The 18,610-nt window shown below is 75.2% G+C and carries 2 protein-coding genes (1 of these 2 cut by a window edge); both read right to left on the bottom strand.

The features are described 5' to 3' along the window. Nucleotides 1-5: 5 nt before the first annotated feature. A complete protein-coding gene (locus IE316_RS17465; RefSeq protein WP_229910427.1) occupies nt 6-4,613 on the bottom strand; it encodes a non-ribosomal peptide synthetase in 4,608 nt (1,535 codons plus the stop codon). Continuing rightward, nucleotides 4,610-18,610, bottom strand: the 3' portion of a protein-coding gene (locus IE316_RS17460; RefSeq protein ID WP_190205285.1) for a non-ribosomal peptide synthase/polyketide synthase. It continues 13,224 nt past the right edge of the window; 14,001 of the gene's 27,225 nt are visible here — the last part of the coding sequence; the start codon falls outside the window, past its right edge — the gene reads right to left on this strand; it ends in the stop codon at nt 4,610-4,612. The genes IE316_RS17465 and IE316_RS17460 overlap by 4 nt, the downstream gene beginning before the upstream one ends.

Below are 18,610 nucleotides of genomic sequence, written 5' to 3'. Positions count from 1 at the left end.
TCTCCTCACAACGACTGGTTCTGCAGCGGGACTGACTGTTCTTCGGCGAACTCGGCTTCCAGGTCGTCCACTTCGTCCTGGGCCAGGGCGAGGAGGGGGAAGTCGGAGGGGGTGTGGCCGCCGGCGGCGGGGTCGGTGGTGTGGGCGGCGAGCCCGGCGAGCAGTTCGAGCCAGGTCCGGCCGAGCCGTTCCGCCCGGTCCTCGGTGAGCAGCTCGCCGGGCCAGCTCAGGGTGACGGTCAGCTCGGTCCCGTGGGGGGCGTCCCGGACGACGGCGACCGCTTCCAGGGCGTGCGCGGCGGGCCGGTCCGGGTGGCCGGACCCGCCGACCGCGTGTTCCCCGGCCGGCTGCCAGGGGCGGACGGGTCCGGAGGGGCCGCCGGCGGGGAACCGGCCCAGGTAGTTGAAGCCGATCTGCGGTGCGGGCAGCGCGGCCAGCACGGGGGCGGTCTCGGGGTTGAGGTGGCGCAGCAGGCCGTGGCCGAGTCCGTCGCCCGGCACCTTCTGGAGCTGGTCCTTGACGGTCTTGAGCAGGGCGCCGGCCGCCGCCGTCCCGGTCCTGGCCCGGGGCAGGTCCAGGCCGGTCAGGTCGAGCCGGGCCGGGTGGCCGCTGGTGAACCAGCCCACGGTGCGGGAGAGGTCGGCTCCGTCCAGCGGTTCGCGGCCGTGGCCCTCGATGTCGACCAGGACCCCGGGGTCGGTGCCCGGCCGCCAGTGGGCGACGGCACCGGCCAGCGTGGCCAGCAGCACCTCGTGGACACCGCAGTGGAAGAGGGCGGTGGTCCGTGCGGTGAGCGTGGCGGCCTGCTCCGGCGGTACCGTCCAGGAGCGGGCCCGCAGGGTGCGGGCGGTGTCCCGGGCGGGGTCCAGCGCGCGCCCGCCCAGGGTGGGTTCGGGGCGGCCCAGCAGGGCGGTCCAGTCGTCGAGTTCGGCGCGGCGCCGCTCGCCGCGGGCCTGTGCGGTGAGCAGGCCCGCCCAGCTCCGGAACGAGGTGCCCACCGGGTCCAGCTCCGGTGCCCGGCCGGCCGCCGCGGCCTCGCAGGCGGCCTGGAGGTCGGGCAGCAGGATCCGCCACGACACCCCGTCCACCGCGAGGTGGTGCACGACCAGCACCAGCCGCCCCACCCGGTCCGGTCCGGCGTCCAGCCAGACCGCCCGCAGGACCGGCCCGGTGCGGGGGTCGATCTCCTCGGCCGCCGCCCGGGCGGCGTCCCCGGCCAGTTGGTCCAGGTCGGTGTCGGCGGCGGTGGCGGCGTCGACGCGGGAGACCAGCGTCGCCGCGTCCACCGAGCCGCGCTCACCGACCGTCAGCACCGGCCCGTCCGCCCCCTCGGGGGTGACGACCCGGGCGCGCAGCATGTCGTGGGTGTCGAGTACGGCGCTCAGGGCGGCGGTCAGCGTCCGGGTGCCGAGGTCCGCCGGGGCGCCGACGACCGACCACTGGGTGAACCGGGCGGCGGTCGCCCAGGGCCCCTCGGCGCGCATCGCCGGGGTCCACGGCACCTCGCCGGTGCCCACGTCGGCGATGTCCGCGCGGTCCGCGCCGGCCGCCTCCACCACGCGGGCGAGCCGCTCGGGCGTCTTGTGCTCGAACACCTGCCGGGGGGTGATCGTCCAGCCCGCGCGCCGGGCCCGGGACGCCAACTGCATCGACATGATGGAGTCGCCGCCCAGTTCGAAGAAGGACGCGTCGGCGCCGACCCGTGCCACGCCGAGGACCTCGGCGAACAACTCGCACAGGGCCGTCTCCAGCGGCCCGCGCGGGGCCCGTCCGGCGCTGTCGCCGCCGTACTCGGGGGCGGGCAGCGCCGCCCGGTCGACCTTGCCGTTCACCGTCAGCGGCAGCGCGGCCAGCGGCACGATCGCGGACGGCACCATGTACTCGGGCAGCAGGCGGGCGGCGTGCTCGCGGAGCTGCCGGGCGTCGGTCTCCGGGACGACGTAGGCGACGAGCCGCCGGTCCCCGGGCCGGTCCTCCCGTACGACGGCGGTGGCCTGGGTGACGCCGGGGTGCGCGGCGAGCACCGACTCGACCTCACCCATCTCCACCCGGAAGCCGCGGATCTTGACCTGTTCGTCGGCGCGGCCGGCGAACTCCAGCGATCCGTCGGCCGTCCAGCGGGCCAGGTCCCCGGAGCGGTACATCCGGCCGCCCTCGGTGAACGGGCAGGCCACGAACCGCTCGGCGGTCAGGCCGGGACGCTGGTCGTAGCCGCGGGCCAGCCCGGCGCCGGCCACGTACAGCTCGCCCGTGGTACCGGGCGGGACGGGGCGCAGGGTGTCGTCCAGGACGTAGACCCGGGCGTTGCCGATGGGCGGTCCGATGGGCGGGGGCGCGTCCTCCGCGCCGATGCCGTCGGGGAGCAGGGTGGCCGTGGAGATGACGGTCGCCTCGGTGGGCCCGTAGGTGTTCCAGACCCGGGCCGTGGCCCGCCAGCGGGCGGCCAGGCCGGCGCTGAGCCGTTCGGCGCCCAGCACCCAGTTGCGCACGCCGGGCACCTCGGCCGGGTCGAGGGCGCCCAGGAGGGACGGGACGACGCTGGCGACCTGGACCCCGGTGTCGCGGATCATCCGGGTGAGCGCGGCGGGTTCGGTGCGCTCCTCGGCGGTGGCGATGGCGAGGGTGCCCCCGCCGCCGAGGGTGACCGCCACGTCGAGGACCGCCGCGTCGAAGCTGAACGAGGCGAACTGGAGGGCCACCGTGCCGGGTTCGACGCCGAGGACCGGGCGCATCACCTGGGCCAGGTTGGCCACCCCGGCGTGTTGGACGGCCACGCCCTTGGGGCGGCCCGTGGAGCCGGACGTGTAGATGACGTAGGCGAGCCGGGCCGGGTCGGCGGCGGTGTCCAGCGGCACGTCCGGCCCGTCGGCGGGCCGGTCCAGCAGGACCGACTGCACCCCGTCCGGCACCCGGGCCGCCGTCGCGGAGGTGGCCAGCACCAGGGCCGCGCCGCTGTCCTCGACCATGTAGGCGAGCCGGTCCGCCGGGTACTCCGGGTCCAGCGGCACATAGGCGCCCCCGGCCTTCCACACGGCCAGCAGCGCCACCACCATGTCGACGCCGCGCGGCAGGCACAGGCCCACCCGGCCGGCGCCCGCCAGCGACCGGGCCAGCCGGCCGGCCCGGGCGTCCAGCTCCGCGTACGTGAGCGACTCGGCGCCCGCGCGCACCGCCACCGCGTCCGGTGTGCGCGCCACCCACTGCCGGAACAGGTCCAGCACGGTCCCCGGGGCCACCGGCCGCCCGGTGTCGTTGAACCGCTCGACCACCTGGGACCGCTCGGCCGCGTCGAGCAGGTCGATGTCGGCGACCCGGGCGTCCGGGTCGGCCACCAGGTGTTCCAGGACGCGGACGAGGCGGTGCCCGATGCGGGTCGCGGCCTCCTCGTCGTACAGGTCGGGCCGGTGGGTGACCACGATCTGCAGGGCGTCCTCGGGGACGATGCCCAGGGTGAGGGGGAAGTTGGTCGCCTCGTGGGTGTCCATGCCGAAGAAGGTGAGGGCGTCCGGGTCGGGTTCCCCGGCCGGGGGGCGCGGATAGTTCTCGTACACCATGAGGGTGTCGAAGGTGGCGCCCGGTCCGGCGATCCGCTGGATCTCGGCGAGGCCGAGGTGCTGGTGGGCCAGGAGCGCGGACTGGCGGGCCTGGAGGCCGGTGAGCAGCTCCAGGACCGGGCGGGCGCTGTCGAGGGTGACGCGGACCGGCAGGGTGTTGATGAGCAGCCCGACCATCGACTCCACCCCGGGCAGTTCGGGCGGGCGGCCGGCCACGGTGGTGCCGAAGACCACGTCGTCGCGGCGGGTGAGCCGGGCCAGCACCAGCGCCCAGGCGCCCTGGACGACGGTGTTGACGGTCAGGCCGTGCCGGCGGGCCAGGTCGGTCAGCGCTCCGGTGGTGGCCGTGGAGAGCCCGACCCGGGTGTCGCGCGGGAGGACGGCGGCCCGCGCGGGGTCGGCGGGTGCCACGAGGGTCGGCTCCTCCAGGCCGGCCAGTTCGGCCCGCCAGGCGGCGCGGGCCGCGTCCTTGTCCTGGCGGTGCAGCCAGGCCAGGTACTCGCGGTAGGAGGCGACGGGCGGCAGCACGCGGACGTCGCCGCCGGCCTCGTACACGGTGGCGAGCTCGTCCAGCAGGACGGGCATCGACCAGCCGTCCATCAGGATGTGGTGGGTGGTCACGACCAGCCGGTGGCTGCGGTCGCCGAGGCGGACCAGCAGCAGCTTCAGCAGCGGGGGGACGGCCGGGTCGAGGCGCTGCGCGCGTTCGGCGGCGGCGAGTCTTCGGACCTCGGCGTCCGGGTCGGGCCCGGGGTGCCCGGAGAGGTCGGCCTCGCGCCAGGGCAGGGCGACCTCGCGGGTGATGAGCTGGACGGCCTCGCCGGTCTTGCGCTGGTGGAAGCTGGCCCGCAGGGCGGCGTGGCGGCCGAGGAGGGCTGCCCAGCAGGCGCGGTAGCGGGCGACGTCGAGGGGGCCTTCGATGCCGATGATCGACTGCATGCCGTAGACGTCGGGGCCTTCGTCGTCGTAGGCGGCGTGGAACAGCATCCCCTCCTGGAGGGGCGACAGCGGCCACACTTCCGCGAGGGCGGAGCCCTTGGCGGGTGTTGAAGACTTCACAGGGACCGTCCTCCATCGAGTTCTTCTGCTATCGCTTCGAGTTCGTCGACTTCGTCCTGTCCGAGTTCGAGGAGCGGGAAGTCGGAGGGGGTGTGGCCGCCGGCGGCCGGGTCGGTGGTGTGGTCGGCGAGGCCACCGAGCAGGTCCAGCCAGGTCCGGCCGAGGCGTTCCGCGTCGTCGTCCGTGAGCAGGGCCGCCGGCCAGCCCAGGGTGATGGTCAGTTCCGGGCCCTCGGGGGTGTCGGTGACGACGGCGGTGGCGTCCAGGGCGTGCATGGCGGGCATGGCCGGGTCGACGGCGCCGCCGAGGGCGGTGTCCCCGGCGAGCTGCCAGGGGCCGACCGGGCCGGTGCGGGTGCCGGCGGTGAACCGGCCGAGGTAGTTGAAGCCGATCTGGGGGCTGGGCAGGGCGGCCAGCACGGGGGCGGACTCGGGGTCGAGGTGGCGCAGCAGTTCGTAGCCGAGTCCGTCGCCGGGGACGGCCTGCGCCTGTTCCTTGACGGCCTTGAGCAGGTCACCGGCGGCGGGCCGGCCCGCGAGGGCGGCGTCGAGGTCGGTGTCCCCGGTGCTCAGCCGGACGGGGTGGCTGCTGGTGAACCAGCCCACCGTGCGGGAGAGGTCGACTCCTTCCATGGGTTCGCGGCCGTGTCCCTCGACGTCCACGAGGACGTCGGTCGCGGTGCCGGGCCGCCAGTGTGCGACGGCACCGGCCAGGGTGGCCAGCAGCACCTCGTGGACACCGCAGTGGAAGAGGGCCGTGGTGGCCCCGGTGAGGGTGGCGGAGCGGTCGGCGGGGACGGTCCAGGAGCGGCGGCGCAGGGTGCCGGCGGTGTCCCGGGCGGGGTCCAGCGGCCGTCGGCCGAGGGTGGGTTCGCCGTGCCGGAGCAGGGCGGTCCACGCGTCCAGTTCGGCGCGGCGCTCGCTGCCGCGGGCCTGTTCGGCGAGGAGGTTCGCCCAGCGGCGGAACGAGGTGGGCACCGGGTCGAGTTCGGGCCGCCGGCCGGCCGCCACCGCCTCGCAGGCGGCCTGGAGGTCGGGCAGCAGCACCCGCCACGACACCCCGTCCACCGCGAGGTGATGCACCACCAGCACCACCCGCCCCACCCGACCGGGACCGGCATCGAGCCACACGGCCCGCACCACCACCCCCGCCCCCGGATCGAGCAACTCCACGGCCTCCCGCGCCGCATCCCCCGCCACCCGGTCCAGCGACTCCTCCGATACGCCGGTGGCGTCGACCCGGACGACCAGCGCCCCCGCATCGACCGCACCCCGCTCCCGCACCGTCAGCACCGGCCCGTCCGCACCGGCGACCACCTGCGCCCGCAGCATGTCGTGCGCGTCCACCACCGCACCCAGCCCGGCCGCCAGCGTCCCGGTACCGAGCCCGGCCGGCGCACCGACCACGGTCCACTGCGCGAACCGGGCTCCGGCGCTCTGGGCGCCGAGGGCGCGCATCACCGGCGTCCAGGGGACCTCGCCCACGCCGATGTCCTCGGGGGCGTCCGCACCGCCGCCGGCGGCGGCCACGACCAGGGCGAGCCGCTCGGGCGTCTTCTCCTCGAAGACCTGCCGGGGCGTGAGCACCCAGCCCGCCCGCCGGGCCCGGGACGCCAACTGCATCGACATGATCGAGTCGCCGCCGAGGGTGAAGAAGTCGTCCTCCACGCCGACCCGTTCCAGGCCGAGCACCTCGGCGAACAGGGCGCACAGCGCGGCCTCGGTGTCCGTCCTCGGCTCCCGCGCGGAGACCAGTCCGCCGAAGTCCGGGGCGGGCAGCGCGGCCCGGTCGACCTTGCCGTTGACGGTCATGGGCAGGTGGTCCAGCGGCATGACGGCCGCCGGCACCATGTACTCGGGCAGGGCCGCGGCGACGTGCTCGCGCAGCTCGGTCCGCAGGGCGTCCAGCGGCTCGCCGCCGGTGGTGTCGGTGACCACGTAGGCGACCAGGCGCTTGTCGCCGGGCCCGTCACCGGAGGCGAGGACCACGGCCTGGGCGACCCGGGGGTGGGTGGCGAGGACGGACTCGATCTCGCCGGGCTCGATCCGGTAGCCGCGTACCTTCACCTGGGTGTCGGCGCGGCCCACGAACAGCAACTGGCCCCCGGTGGTCCAGCGGACCAGGTCACCGGTGCGGTACATCCGCTCGCCCGGCAGGTACGGACAGGGCACGAACCGCTCCGCGGTCAGCCCGGGGCGGCCGTGGTAGCCGCGGGCCAGGCCGGGCCCGGCGACGTACAGCTCACCGGCGGCGCCGGGCGGGACGGGCTGGAGGAACTCGTCCAGCACGTACGACCGGGTGTTGGTGACCGGGCGGCCGATGGGGACGCTGTCGCCGAGGCCGGGCGCGAGCGGCGGGCTCATCGCCGCGCAGACGGTCACCTCGGTCGGGCCGTAGGCGTTGACCAGCCGCAGCCTGGTCGACCAGCGCTCGGCGAGCGGCACCGGGCACGCCTCACCGGCGACGGCGACGGTCTCCAGGGCGTCCGGGAGGCTGTCCTCGACGGCGAGCACGCTCGGCGGGACGGTCACGTGGGTGGTGCCGGTGCGGCGGACGACGTCACCGAGGGAGGCGCGCGGCGGCAGTTCCTCGGTGCCGACCACCACCAGCGTGGCGCCGGACAGGAACGCCATGCACAGCTCGGAGACGGCCGCGTCGAAGCTGAGCGAGGCGAACTGCAGCACCCGGGCCCGGGGGTGGACGCCGAACCGGTCGATCTGGGCCTCGGCGAGGTTGGCCAGCCCGGTGTGGGAGACCACCACGCCCTTGGGGCGGCCGGTGGAGCCCGAGGTGTAGATGACGTACGCGGCGTGCGCGAGGGCCAGCGGCGCGGTCCGTTCGGCGTCGGACAGGTAGCCCGGGGTGTGCCGGGCCACGGCCGCGGCGGTCTCCGGGTCGTCCAGCGGCACGATCTGCCCGGATGTGCCCGCCGGGAGCACGTCGCGGGTGGCGCGGGTGCACAGGATCACGTCGGGACCGGCGTCGTCCAGGACGTACGCGATGCGCTCGGCCGGGTAGTTGGGGTCGACGGGCACGAAGACCCCGCCGGCCAGGGAGACCGCGAGCAGGGCGATCACGACGGCGGCCGACCGTTCGACGACGACGGCGACCCGGCGCTCCGGTCCGACGCCCGCGGCGACCAGGTGCCGGGCCAGGCGGCCCGCCTCGGCCTCCAGCGCCGCGTAGGACAGGGTGCGGCCGTCGGCGTCGAGGGCGACGGCGTCCGGGGTCAGCCGCACCTGCCGGGCGAACAGCTCGGGCAGGGTCGCGCCGGGCACCCGCGCGGCGATGTCCTGCCACTCCCGCGTCACCCGGTCCCGCCGGGTGCCGTCCAGGACGCTCACCCGGGCCACGGGCACGGTCGGGTCGGCCGCGAACTGCTCCAGCACGTGCCGGAGTTGGCCGAGGATGTCCTCGGCGCGGGCCCGGTCGTACACGTCGGGCCGGTAGTCGAGCTGGGTCTCCAGCCGGGCGCCGGGGCCGACGATCAGGCCGAGCGGGTAGTGGCTGGCGTCCCGTGACTCGCCGCCGGGGCGGATGGTCAGGGTGTCGGGGTCGGGGGCCTCCTCGGGGGTGCGCGGGTAGTTCTCGTAGACGACGAGGGTGTCGAACTCGGCGCCCGGACCGGCGATCCGGTTGATCTCGGCCAGGCCCAGGTGCTGGTGGCCGAGCAGGTCGACCTGCTGGCGCTGGAGCGCGCTCAGCATGGCCAGCACGGACTGCCCGGCCACCAGCGGCACCCGTACCGGCAGGGTGTTGATGAACAGGCCGATGGCGGTCTCCGCGCCGGGCAGCTCGGGTGGCCGGCCGGCGACCGTGGTGCCGAAGACCACGTCGGTGCGGCCGGACAGACGGGCCAGGACCAGCGCCCACGCGCCCTGGACGACGGTGGCCATGGTCAGGCCGTGCCGGCGGGCCAGCGCGTCGAGTGCGGCGGTGAGTTCCTCGTCGTACTCGGTGCGGACCATGTCGGGCCGGACCGGGGTGGCGACCGTGTCGGTGGGCACCACGAGGGTGGGTTCGTCGGCGCCCGCGAGTTCGGTCCGCCACGCGGTGTGCGCGGCCGTCCGGTCCTGTCCGCCGAGCCAGGCCAGGTAGTCCCGGTAGGAGGTGGCGGGCGGCAGCGCGCTCGGGTCGCCGCCGGCCGCGTACACCCGGGACAGGTCGTCGAGCAGCACCGGCAGCGACCAGCCGTCCACGATGATGTGGTGGGTGGTCATCAGCAGGCGGTGGCGGCGCTCGCCGAGGCGGATCAGCAGCAGCCTGAGCAGGGGCGGCCGGGTCAGGTCGAAGCCCGCGGCGAGTTCGGCGTCGCCGAGCCGCGCCGTCTCGGCCGCCGCCTCGGCCTCGTCCAGCCCGCTGAGGTCGGCCTCCCGCCAGGGCAGCGCCGGGTCGCGGACGACGACCTGGACGGCCTCGCCGCTGGTACGGCGGTGGAAGCCGGCCCGCAGGATCGGGTGCCGGGTCAGGACGGCCTGCCACGAGGCCCGCAGCCTGGCCACGTCGAGCGGTCCGTCGAGGGCGAGGGCGCGCTGCCCGGCGTACACGTCGGCGCCGGACTCGTCGTAGGCCGCGTGGAACAGCAGACCTTCCTGCAGGGGGGAGAGCGGCCATACGTCTTCCAGCCCGGTCACCGTGGCCTCCAGCTCGTCCACGGTGTCCTGGCCGAGGCCCGCCAGCGGGAAGTCGGACGGGGTGCGGCCGCCCGCGCCGGGGGTGGTGGTGTGCGCGGCGAGCCCGGCGAGCAGGTCCAGCCAGACCTGGCCGAGCCGGGTCACCTCGTCCTCGGTGAGCAGGGCGCCGGGCCAGCTCAGGGTGAGGGTCAGTTCGGGTCCGTCCGGGGTGTCCCGGACGACCGCGCCGACGTCCAGGGCGTGGGTGGCCGGCGCGTCGGGGTCGGCGGCGCCGCCGACCGCGGACTCGCCCGCCATCTGCCACGGCCCGGTCGCCCCGGCCGGGGCGCCCGCCGTGAACCGGCCCAGGTAGTTGAAGCCGATCTGCGGGACCGGCAGCGCGGCCAGCGCCGGGCCGGACTCCGGGTCGAGGTGGCGCAGCAGTCCGTGGCCGAGGCCGTCGCCGGGCACGGCCCGCAGTTGTTCCTTGACGGCCTTGAGCAGCAGCCCCGCCGCCCGGCCGCCGCGCGCCGCCTCGGCGGTGTCGGCTCCGGCGGTGTCCAGTTGGATCGGGTGCACGGTGGTGAACCAGCCGACCGTGCGGGACAGGTCGATCCCGTCCCCGGGCTCGCGGCCGTGGCCCTCGATGTCCAGCAGGGTCGTGGTGTCCTGGCCGGGCCGCCAGTCGGCGACGGCTCCGGCGAGGGTGGCCAGCAGCACGTCGTGGACTCCGCAGTGGAAGGCGCCGGGGGTGCGTCCGGTGAGGACGGCGGTGTGCGCGGCGGGCACGGTCAGGGTGTGCCGGCGCAGGGTGCGCACGGTGTCCCGGGCCGGGTCGAGGGGGCGCCGGCCCAGGACCGGCTCGGGCCGGGTGCCGATCAGGGCGGTCCAGTCGGCGAGTTCGGCGCGGCGGTCCGCGGAGCGGGCCTGCCGGGCGAGTTCCAGGGCCCAGGACCGGAAGGAGGTGGGCACCGGGTCGAGTTCGGGCCGCCGGCCGGCCGCCACCGCCTCGCAGGCGGCCTGGAGGTCGGGCAGCAGCACCCGCCACGACACCCCGTCCACCGCGAGGTGGTGCACGACCAGCACCACCCGCCCCACCCGACCGGGACCGGCATCGAGCCACACGGCCCGCACCACCACCCCCGCCCCCGGATCGAGCAACTCCACGGCCTCCCGCGCCGCATCCCCCGCCACCCGGTCCAGCGACTCCTCCGATACGCCGGTGGCGTCGACCCGGGAAACCAGCGCCCCCGCATCGACCGCACCCCGCTCCCGCACCGTCAGCACCGGCCCGTCCGCACCGGCGACCACCTGCGCCCGCAGCATGTCGTGCGCGTCCACCACCGCACCCAGCCCGGCCGCCAGCGTCTCGATGCCGAGCCCGGCCGGCGCGCCGGCCACGGTCCACTGCGCGAACCGGGACCGGGTGGCCGCCTCGCCCATCCAGCGGGTGATCGGCGTCCAGGGCACCTCGCCGGCGTCCTGCCCGGAGCGCCCGGCCGCGTCCTCGGCCCGCGCGTCGCCGCCGGCCCGCTGGGCGACCAGCGCCAGGCGTTCCGGGGTCTTCTCCTCGAAGATCTGCCGGGGTGTGAGCACCCAGCCGGCCCGCCGGGCCCGGGTCGCCAACTGCATCGACATGATGGAGTCGCCGCCCAGGGCGAAGAAGCTGTCGTCGACGCCGACCCGCTCCAGCCCCAGCACCTCGGCGAGGAGCGCGCACAGCTCCGCCTCCGCCTCCGTGCGGGGTGCGCGGCCGGTCACCAGTCCGCCGAAGTCCGGGGCGGGCAGCGCGGCCCGGTCGACCTTGCCGTTGACGGTCACCGGGAGGGCGTCGAGCACCAGCACCACCGCCGGGACCAGGTGTTCCGGCAGCACCTCGGCCAGCCCGGCGCGCAGCGCCTCCCCGTCCAGGGCACTCCCGGCGCCGGGCACGGCGTAGCCCACGAGCCGCTTCTCGCCCGGCCGGTCCTCGCGGACCAGCACCGCGGCCTGACCGACCCCGGGCCGGCCGGCCAGCACCGCCTCCACCTCGCCCGGCTCCACTCGGAAGCCGCGCAGCTTCACCTGCGCGTCCACCCGGCCGGCGAACTCCAGCACCCCGCCGTCGGTCCAGCGGGCCAGGTCACCGGTGCGGTACATCCGCTCACCGGCGGCGAACGGGCAGGCCACCAGCCGCTCGGCCGTCAGCCCCGGCCGCCCGGTGTACCCGCGGGCCAGCCCCGCGCCCGCGAGGTACAGCTCGCCCGGCACCCCGACCGGCACCGGCCGCAGGAACCCGTCGAGGACATACACCCGTACGCCGTCCAGCGGGCTGCCGATCGGTACGGCCGCCGGCACCGCGGCGTCCGGTTCCATGCGGTACGAGGTCGCGAACGTCGTCGTCTCCGTCGGCCCGTACCCGTCGACCACCACGATCCCCGGGCATGCCTCGCGCACCCGGCGCACGGCCTCCGCCCGGACCACGTCACCGCCGGTCCACACCTCGCGCAGACCGGCCAGGCTGCCCGGGTCGTCCTGCGCGAACAGGTGGAACAGGGCCGCGGTGAGCCACATCGCGGTGACGCCGTGCCGGGCCACCGTCTCGCGCAGCACCGCCGCCGTCAGCGCACCCGGGGGCGCGATGACGACCCGGCCGCCGGAGAGCAGCGGCGCCCACATCTCGTACGTCGACGCGTCGAACGTCTGCGGCGAGTGCACCAGCACGCACTCGTGGCCCCGCGCGAACCGGCTGTCCCGGGCCAGCGCCACCACATCGGCCTGGGTGATCTCCACGCCCTTCGGGACACCGGTGGAACCGGAGGTGTACATCACGTAGGCGAGGTCGTCGGGGGCCGGGCGGACCGAGGCCGGCACGGGCGCGCCGGGCCGGTCGGAGTCGGCCAGCAGGTCGCGTACGGCGGTGATCCAGGCGCCGGTCAGCTCGGGCAGGTCGCGGTCCGTGACGGTGAGCGCGGCGCCTTCGAGGACCAGCCGGGTACGGGTGACCGGCCAGTCCGGGCCGGCCGGGACGTACCCGGCGCCGGCCTTGGCGATCCCGAGCAGCACGGCGACCACCTCGGCCGACCGGTCCATCACCACACCGACCCGGTCGCCCCGGCGCACCCCCCGGTCCAGCAGCCCGCGGGCCACCCGGTCGGCGAGCCGGTCCAGTTCGGCGTACGACCACTGCCGGTCGCCGTCGACCACGGCCACGGCGTCCGGTGAACGCCGCTCCCGCTCCGCGAAGACGGCGGGCAGGGTGCCGGGCACGCGGTCGCGGCCGGTGTCGTTCCACCGCTCCAGGAGCAGCGCCCGTTCGGCGTCGCCGAGGGTGTCGATCCGGGCGAGGGGCGTGCGGGGCGCGGCCGTCATCCGCTCCAGCAGCCGCATCAGCCGGTCGGTGAGCGCCTCGGCCGCCCCGGCGGTGAGCACGTCCGACCGGTAGGTGAGCCGGACCCGCAGTCCGCCGACCGGGTCGACGACCACCCAGAGCGGGTAGTTCACCGACTCGCGCGTCCCGGCCTCGGTGACCCGCACCCCGGCGGCGCCGAACTCCCGGGTGTGCTCCGCGGTGCCGTCGGGCTCCGCCTTCGCTCCCGTGGGGAAGTTCTCGTAGGCGAGCAGGGTGTCGAAGGTGGCGCCGGGCCCGGCCAGCCGCTGGATCTCGGTGAGCCCGAGGTGCTGGTGGTCCAGCAGCGCGGCCTGCTGCGCCCGGAGCGCGGCCAGCACGTCGGCGAAGGTGTCGGCCGGGTCCAGGACGACCCGTACCGGGACGGTGTTGATGAACAGCCCCAGCATGTCCCGCATCCCCGGCAGCTCCGCCGGCCGGCCCGCCACCGTGGTGCCGAACACCACGTCGTGCCGCCCGGTCAGTTGCCCGAGCACGACGGCCCAGACCGCCTGGAACACGGTGTTCACCGTCACGTCGTGGCCCCGGGCCAGCTCGTCCAGGGCACCGAGGAGCGCGCCGCTGGCCCGGCGCTGCACGGCACCGGTGCTCTCCGTCGTGCCGTCGGTGTCGCCCGGCGCGACGAGGGTCGGCTCCTCCGCGTCGGCGAGCGCCTCCCGCCAGGCGGCACGGGCGGCGTCCTTGTCCTGCCGCTCCAGCCAGGCCAGGTAGTCCCGGTAGGGCGCCACCGCCGGCAGCCCGCTCGCGCTGCCGCCTGCCTCGTAGCAGGCCCACAGTTCGCGCATGAGGATGGGCAGGGACCAGCCGTCCAGCAGGATGTGATGCAGCGTCACCATCATGCGGTGCCGGTCGGTCCCCAGCTTGACCAGGAGGACCCGCAGCAGCGGGGGGTGCGCGAGGTCGAAGCGCCGGGCGCGTTCCTCGGCGCCGATCCGGTCCGCCTCGGCGCGTGCGGTGTCCTCGTCCAGGTGGGTGAGGTCCTCCGCGCGCCAGGGCAGCGCCACCCGCCCGTGGATCACCTGCACCGGCTCCGACACGCCCGCGAGCTGCCGGAACGCGGCCCGGAGGGTGGGGTGCCGGTCGAGCAGCGCCTGCCAGGACGCCCGCAGCCGCGCCGCGTCGACGTCCCCCTCCAGGGTGAGGACCATCTGCTCGACGTACACGTCCTCGGCCTGCTCGTCGAAGAGGGCGTGGAAGAGCAGACCCTCTTGCAGCGGCGAGACGGGCAGTACGTCGGTGAGGTCGGGGGCCGCGGCCTCCAGCTCCTCGATCTGGTCCTGGTCGAGAGCGATCAGGGGGAAGTCGGACGGGGTGTGCCCGCCGCCGCCGTGCCGGGTCGCCGCCAGGGCGGTGAGCATCTGCGCCCAGGTGTCCAGCAGGTCCTGGGCGTCGGCCTGGTCCAGCAGACGCTCGGGCCAGGCGAGGGTGAGGGTCAGCTCCGGGCCGGTGCCGGGACGGTCGTGGACCATGCCGAGGATCTCCAGGGCATGCATCACGGGGACTTGCGGGTCCCCGCTCTTCGCCGCCATCGCCTCGTCGGTGGGCTGCCAGAGGGCGGGGGTGCTGCCTGCGGGGACCCGGCCCAGGTAGTTGAAGCCGATCTGGGCGTGGGGCAGGGCGGCCAGGGTGTCGTCGGAGCTGAGGTAGCGCAGGATGCCGTACCCCAGACCGTCGCCGGGGACGGCCCGGAGCTGCTCCTTGACCCGCTTGAGGAGGCGTCCTGCGGCTGTGTCGTCGGTGCGGATGGTGTTCGGGTCGAGGTCGCCGATGTCCAGGCGCACGGGGTGCACGTTGGTGAACCAGCCCACCGTGCGGGAGAGGTCCATCTCCGGGGTCAGCGGCAGTCGGCCGTGGCCCTCGACATCGACCAGGATGCGCCGGGTTCCCCGCCAGGCGGCGACCGCCGCGGCGAGACCGGTCAGCAGTACGTCGTCCACACCCGCGTGGAAGGCCGCCGGGACCTGCGTCAGCAGGGCCGAGGTCACCTCGGCGGGAACCGTCACCGAGACATCCGTGACCGTGGACTGCACATCACGGTCGACGTCGACCGTGACCAAGGTGTCGTGCTCGCTGAGGAGGTCCGTCCACTGGGGCAGCTCGACCAGCCGGTCCGGGGCCTGCGCCTCCAGCTCGCGCGCCCAGTGCCGGAAGGAGGTCGGTACGGTGGCCAGTTCCGGGGTACGCCCCGCCGTCAGCGCCTCGTACGCCTCGGCAAGATCCGGCACCAACGCCTGCCAGGAGACGGTGTCCACCACCAAGTGGTGCACCACCAGCAACAACCGGCCGACCTCGTCCGGCCCGGCGTCCAGCCAGACGGCTTGCAGCATGACGCCGGCCGACGGGGAGATCCGGTCGATGGCCGACTCCAGTTGTTCGGCCAGGACGGTCGTCAGGTCGGCCGCGGGCACCTCGACCCGGCGCACCCAGTCCTCGACGGGCACGGCACCCGGCCCGGGCACCACCAGGTGCGTCTCCGCCTCCAGCCTGGCCCGCAGTACGTCGTGGTGCTCGACCACCGTGCGCAGGGCACCGACCAGGGCGTCGAAGTCCAGCCCGGCCGGTGTCCGCACGGCACCGGTCTGGACGACCGCGTGCAGCCGGTCGGTACCGGTGCGCTCCAGCAGCTCGCGCATGACCGGTGTCAGGGGGATCTCGCCGGTGCCGGGGAGTCCGGTGCCGGGACGGGCGCCGTCCGTGGTGGTGGCGACCGTCGCCAGTCCGGCCGGGGTGCGCTGCTCGAACACCTGCCGGGAACTGATCACCAAGCCCGCCCGGCGGGCGTTCGACACCAGCAGCATCGACATGATCGAGTCGCCGCCCAGCTCGAAGAAACTGTCCTCGACCCCGACCTCCGCCAGGCCCAGCACCTCGGCGAACAGGGCGCACAGCGTCTCTTCGGCCCCCGACACCGGTACACGGCCCCCGGCGCCGGTCTCGGTCTCGGGGGCGGGCAGTGCCTTGCGGTCCACCTTGCCGTTCACCGTCAGCGGCAGCGCCGCCAGCGGCACGATCACGGACGGGACCATGTACTCGGGCAGAAGACCGGCCGCGTGCTCCCGCATCTGCCGTGCCTCGACCTCCGGGACGACGTAGGCGACCAGCCGCTTGTCCTCCTGGACGGTCACCACCGCCTGCCGCACCTCCGGGTGTGAGGCGAGGACGGATTCGACCTCGCCCAACTCCACCCGGAAGCCCCGGATCTTGACCTGTTCGTCGGCGCGGCCGGCGAACTCCAGCAGCCCGTCCGGCGTCCACCGCGCCAGGTCACCGGAGCGGTACATGCGGGTGCCGTCGGCGAACGGGCACGCCACGAACCGCTCCGCCGTCAGGTCCGGACGGCCGTTGTACCCACGCGCCAGACCCGCGCCGGTCACGTACAACTCGCCGGTCACGCCGGGCGGTACGGGACGCAGGAAGTCGTCCAGGACGTAGACCTGGGTGTTGCGGATCGGGGAGCCGATGGCCGGGGGCGTGTCCTCCGACCCGATGCCCTCGGGGAGCAGCGTGGCCGTGGAGATGACGGTCGCCTCGGTGGGGCCGTACGTGTTCCAGACGCGGGCTGCTGCCCGCCAGCGGGCGGCGAGGTCGGAGGTGAGGCGTTCGGCGCCCAGCACCCAGTTCTCGACGCCGGGGACATCGGCCGGGTCCAGGACGCCGAGGAGGGACGGGACGACGCTGGCGACCTGGACGCCGGTGTCGCGGATCATCCGGGTGAGCGCGGCGGGTTCCGTCCGCTCCTCGGTGGTGGCGATGGCGAGGGTGCCTCCGCCGCCGAGGGTGACCGCCACGTCGAGCACGGCGGCGTCGAAGCTGAACGAGGCGAACTGGAGCGCCACCGTGCCGGGTTCGACGCCGAGCACCGGACGCATCGCCTCGGCCAGGCTGGCGACCCCGCCGTGGGCCACGGTCACGCCCTTGGGGCGGCCCGTGGAGCCGGAGGTGTAGATGACGTAGGCGAGCTGGGCCGGGTTGAGGGGCGTGTTGAAGGGTTCGGCCGATTCCTCGGTGGCTCGGTCGACCAGCACCGCGTCGATGCCGGAGGGCACCAGCTCAACCGTGGTCGACTCGGTCAGCACCACCGACGCCCCGCTGTCGGCGATCATGTAGGCCAGCCGGTCCGCCGGGTACTCCGGGTCCAGCGGCACATACGCGCCCCCGGCCTTCCACACGCCGAGCAGGGCCACCAGCATGTCGACGCCGCGCGGCAGGAGCAGCCCGACGCGGCTCTCCGTGCCGACCCCGAGGTCCACCAGGTGCCGGGCGAGCCGGTTGGCCCGCGCGTCCAGCTCCCCGTACGTCAGGGCCTCGGTGCCGCCGCGCACCGCCACCGCGTCCGGCGTACGCGCCACCCATCCGCGGAACAGGTCCAGCACCGTGCCGGCGGACACGGGCCGACGCGTGTCGTTCCAGCGCTCGATCACCAGGGCGGTCTCCGACGCGTCCAGCAGCTCTATCGTGCTGGTCCGGGCCGTCGGGTCGGCCGCGAACTGCCGCAGGACCCGCACCAGCCGTTCGACCAGGGCGTGGGCCGCCGCCTCGGTGAACAGGTCCGGCCGGTAGTCGAGCCGCAGGGCCAGATCGTCGGCCGGGTTCACACCGAGCGCCAGCGCGAAGCTGGTCGACTCGCGCATCCGGCTGTCCGTGAGGGTCAGCCCGGCGGCGGTGGGCGGTCCGGCCGGGTCCTCGGGGAAGTTCTCGTAGGCGAGCAGGGTGTCGAAGGTCGCGCCCGGACCGGCGAGCCGCTGAATGCCGTTGAGGGTGAGGTGCTGGTGGTCCAGGAGCGCGGACTGCCGGTCCTGGAGCGTGGCCAGGACATCGGCGACGGTGTGCGCCGCGTCGAAGGTGACACGCACCGGGACCGTGTTCAGGAACAGACCCAGCATCTCCTCCATGCCCGGCAGCTCCGCCGGGCGCCCGGCGACCGTGGCCCCGAAGACGACATCGCGCCGCCCGGCCAACTGCCCCACCATCAGCGCCCACGCCGCCTGCACCACCGTGTTCAGGGTCACGCCCCGGGCCCGGGCGAGGGCGTCCAGGTCTCCGGCCAGTTCGGCGCCCACCCTGCGGGACACGGCGAGGGACGTGGTGACCGTCTCCCGGTCGGCCGGCGCGACGAGGGTCGGCTCCTCCAGACCGGCGAGCGCCTGCCGCCACGCGTGACGGGCGGCGTCCTTGTCCTGCCGCTCCAGCCAGGCCAGGTAGTCCCGGTAGGGCGCCACCGCCGGCAGCCCGCTCGCGCTGCCGCCCGCCTCGTAGCAGGCCCACAGCTCCCGCATCAGCACCGGAAGCGACCAGCCGTCGAGCAGCGAGTGGTGCAGCGTGATCATCATGCGGTGCCGGTCGGTTCCCAGCTTGACCAGAAGGACCCGCAGCAGCGGAGGGTGCGCGAGGTCGAAGCGCCGGGCACGTTCCTCGATGCCGATACGGTCCGACTCGGCCCAGGCCGCGTCCGGGTCGAGCCCGGACAGATTCTCGGCACGCCAGGGCAGCGTCGCCCGGCCGTGGATCACCTGCACCGGCTGCGGCATCCCGGCCAACTGCCGGAACCCGATCCGCAGCGTCGGGTGCCGGTCGAGCAGGGCCTGCCAGGACGCCCGCAACAGGTCGGCGTCCAGCGGTCCTTCCAGGGTGTGCACGATCTGCTCGACGTACACGTCCTCGGCCTGCTCGTCGAAGAGGGCGTGGAAGAGCAGACCCTCTTGCAGCGGCGAGACGGGCAGTACTTCGGTGAGGTCGGGGGCCGCGGCCTCCAGCTCCTCGATCTGGGCCTGGTCGAGGGCGATCAGGGGGAAGTCGGACGGGGTGTGCCCACCGCCGCCGTGCGGGGCCGCCGCCAGGGCGGTGAGCATCTGCGCCCAGGTGTCCAACAGGTCTTGGGCGTCGGCCTGGTCCAGCAGACGCTCGGGCCAGGCGAGGGTGAGGGTCAGCTCCGGGCCGGTGCCGGGACGGTCGTGGACCATGCCCAGGATCTCCAGGGCATGCATCACGGGGGCTTG

It is taken from the genome of Streptomyces fumanus, from assembly GCF_014655295.1.
In the GTDB taxonomy this organism is placed as follows: Bacteria; Actinomycetota; Actinomycetes; order Streptomycetales; family Streptomycetaceae; genus Streptomyces; species Streptomyces fumanus.
The sequence above is the reverse complement of the archived record's forward strand: the minus strand, read 5'-3'. Positions and strand labels throughout refer to the sequence as shown.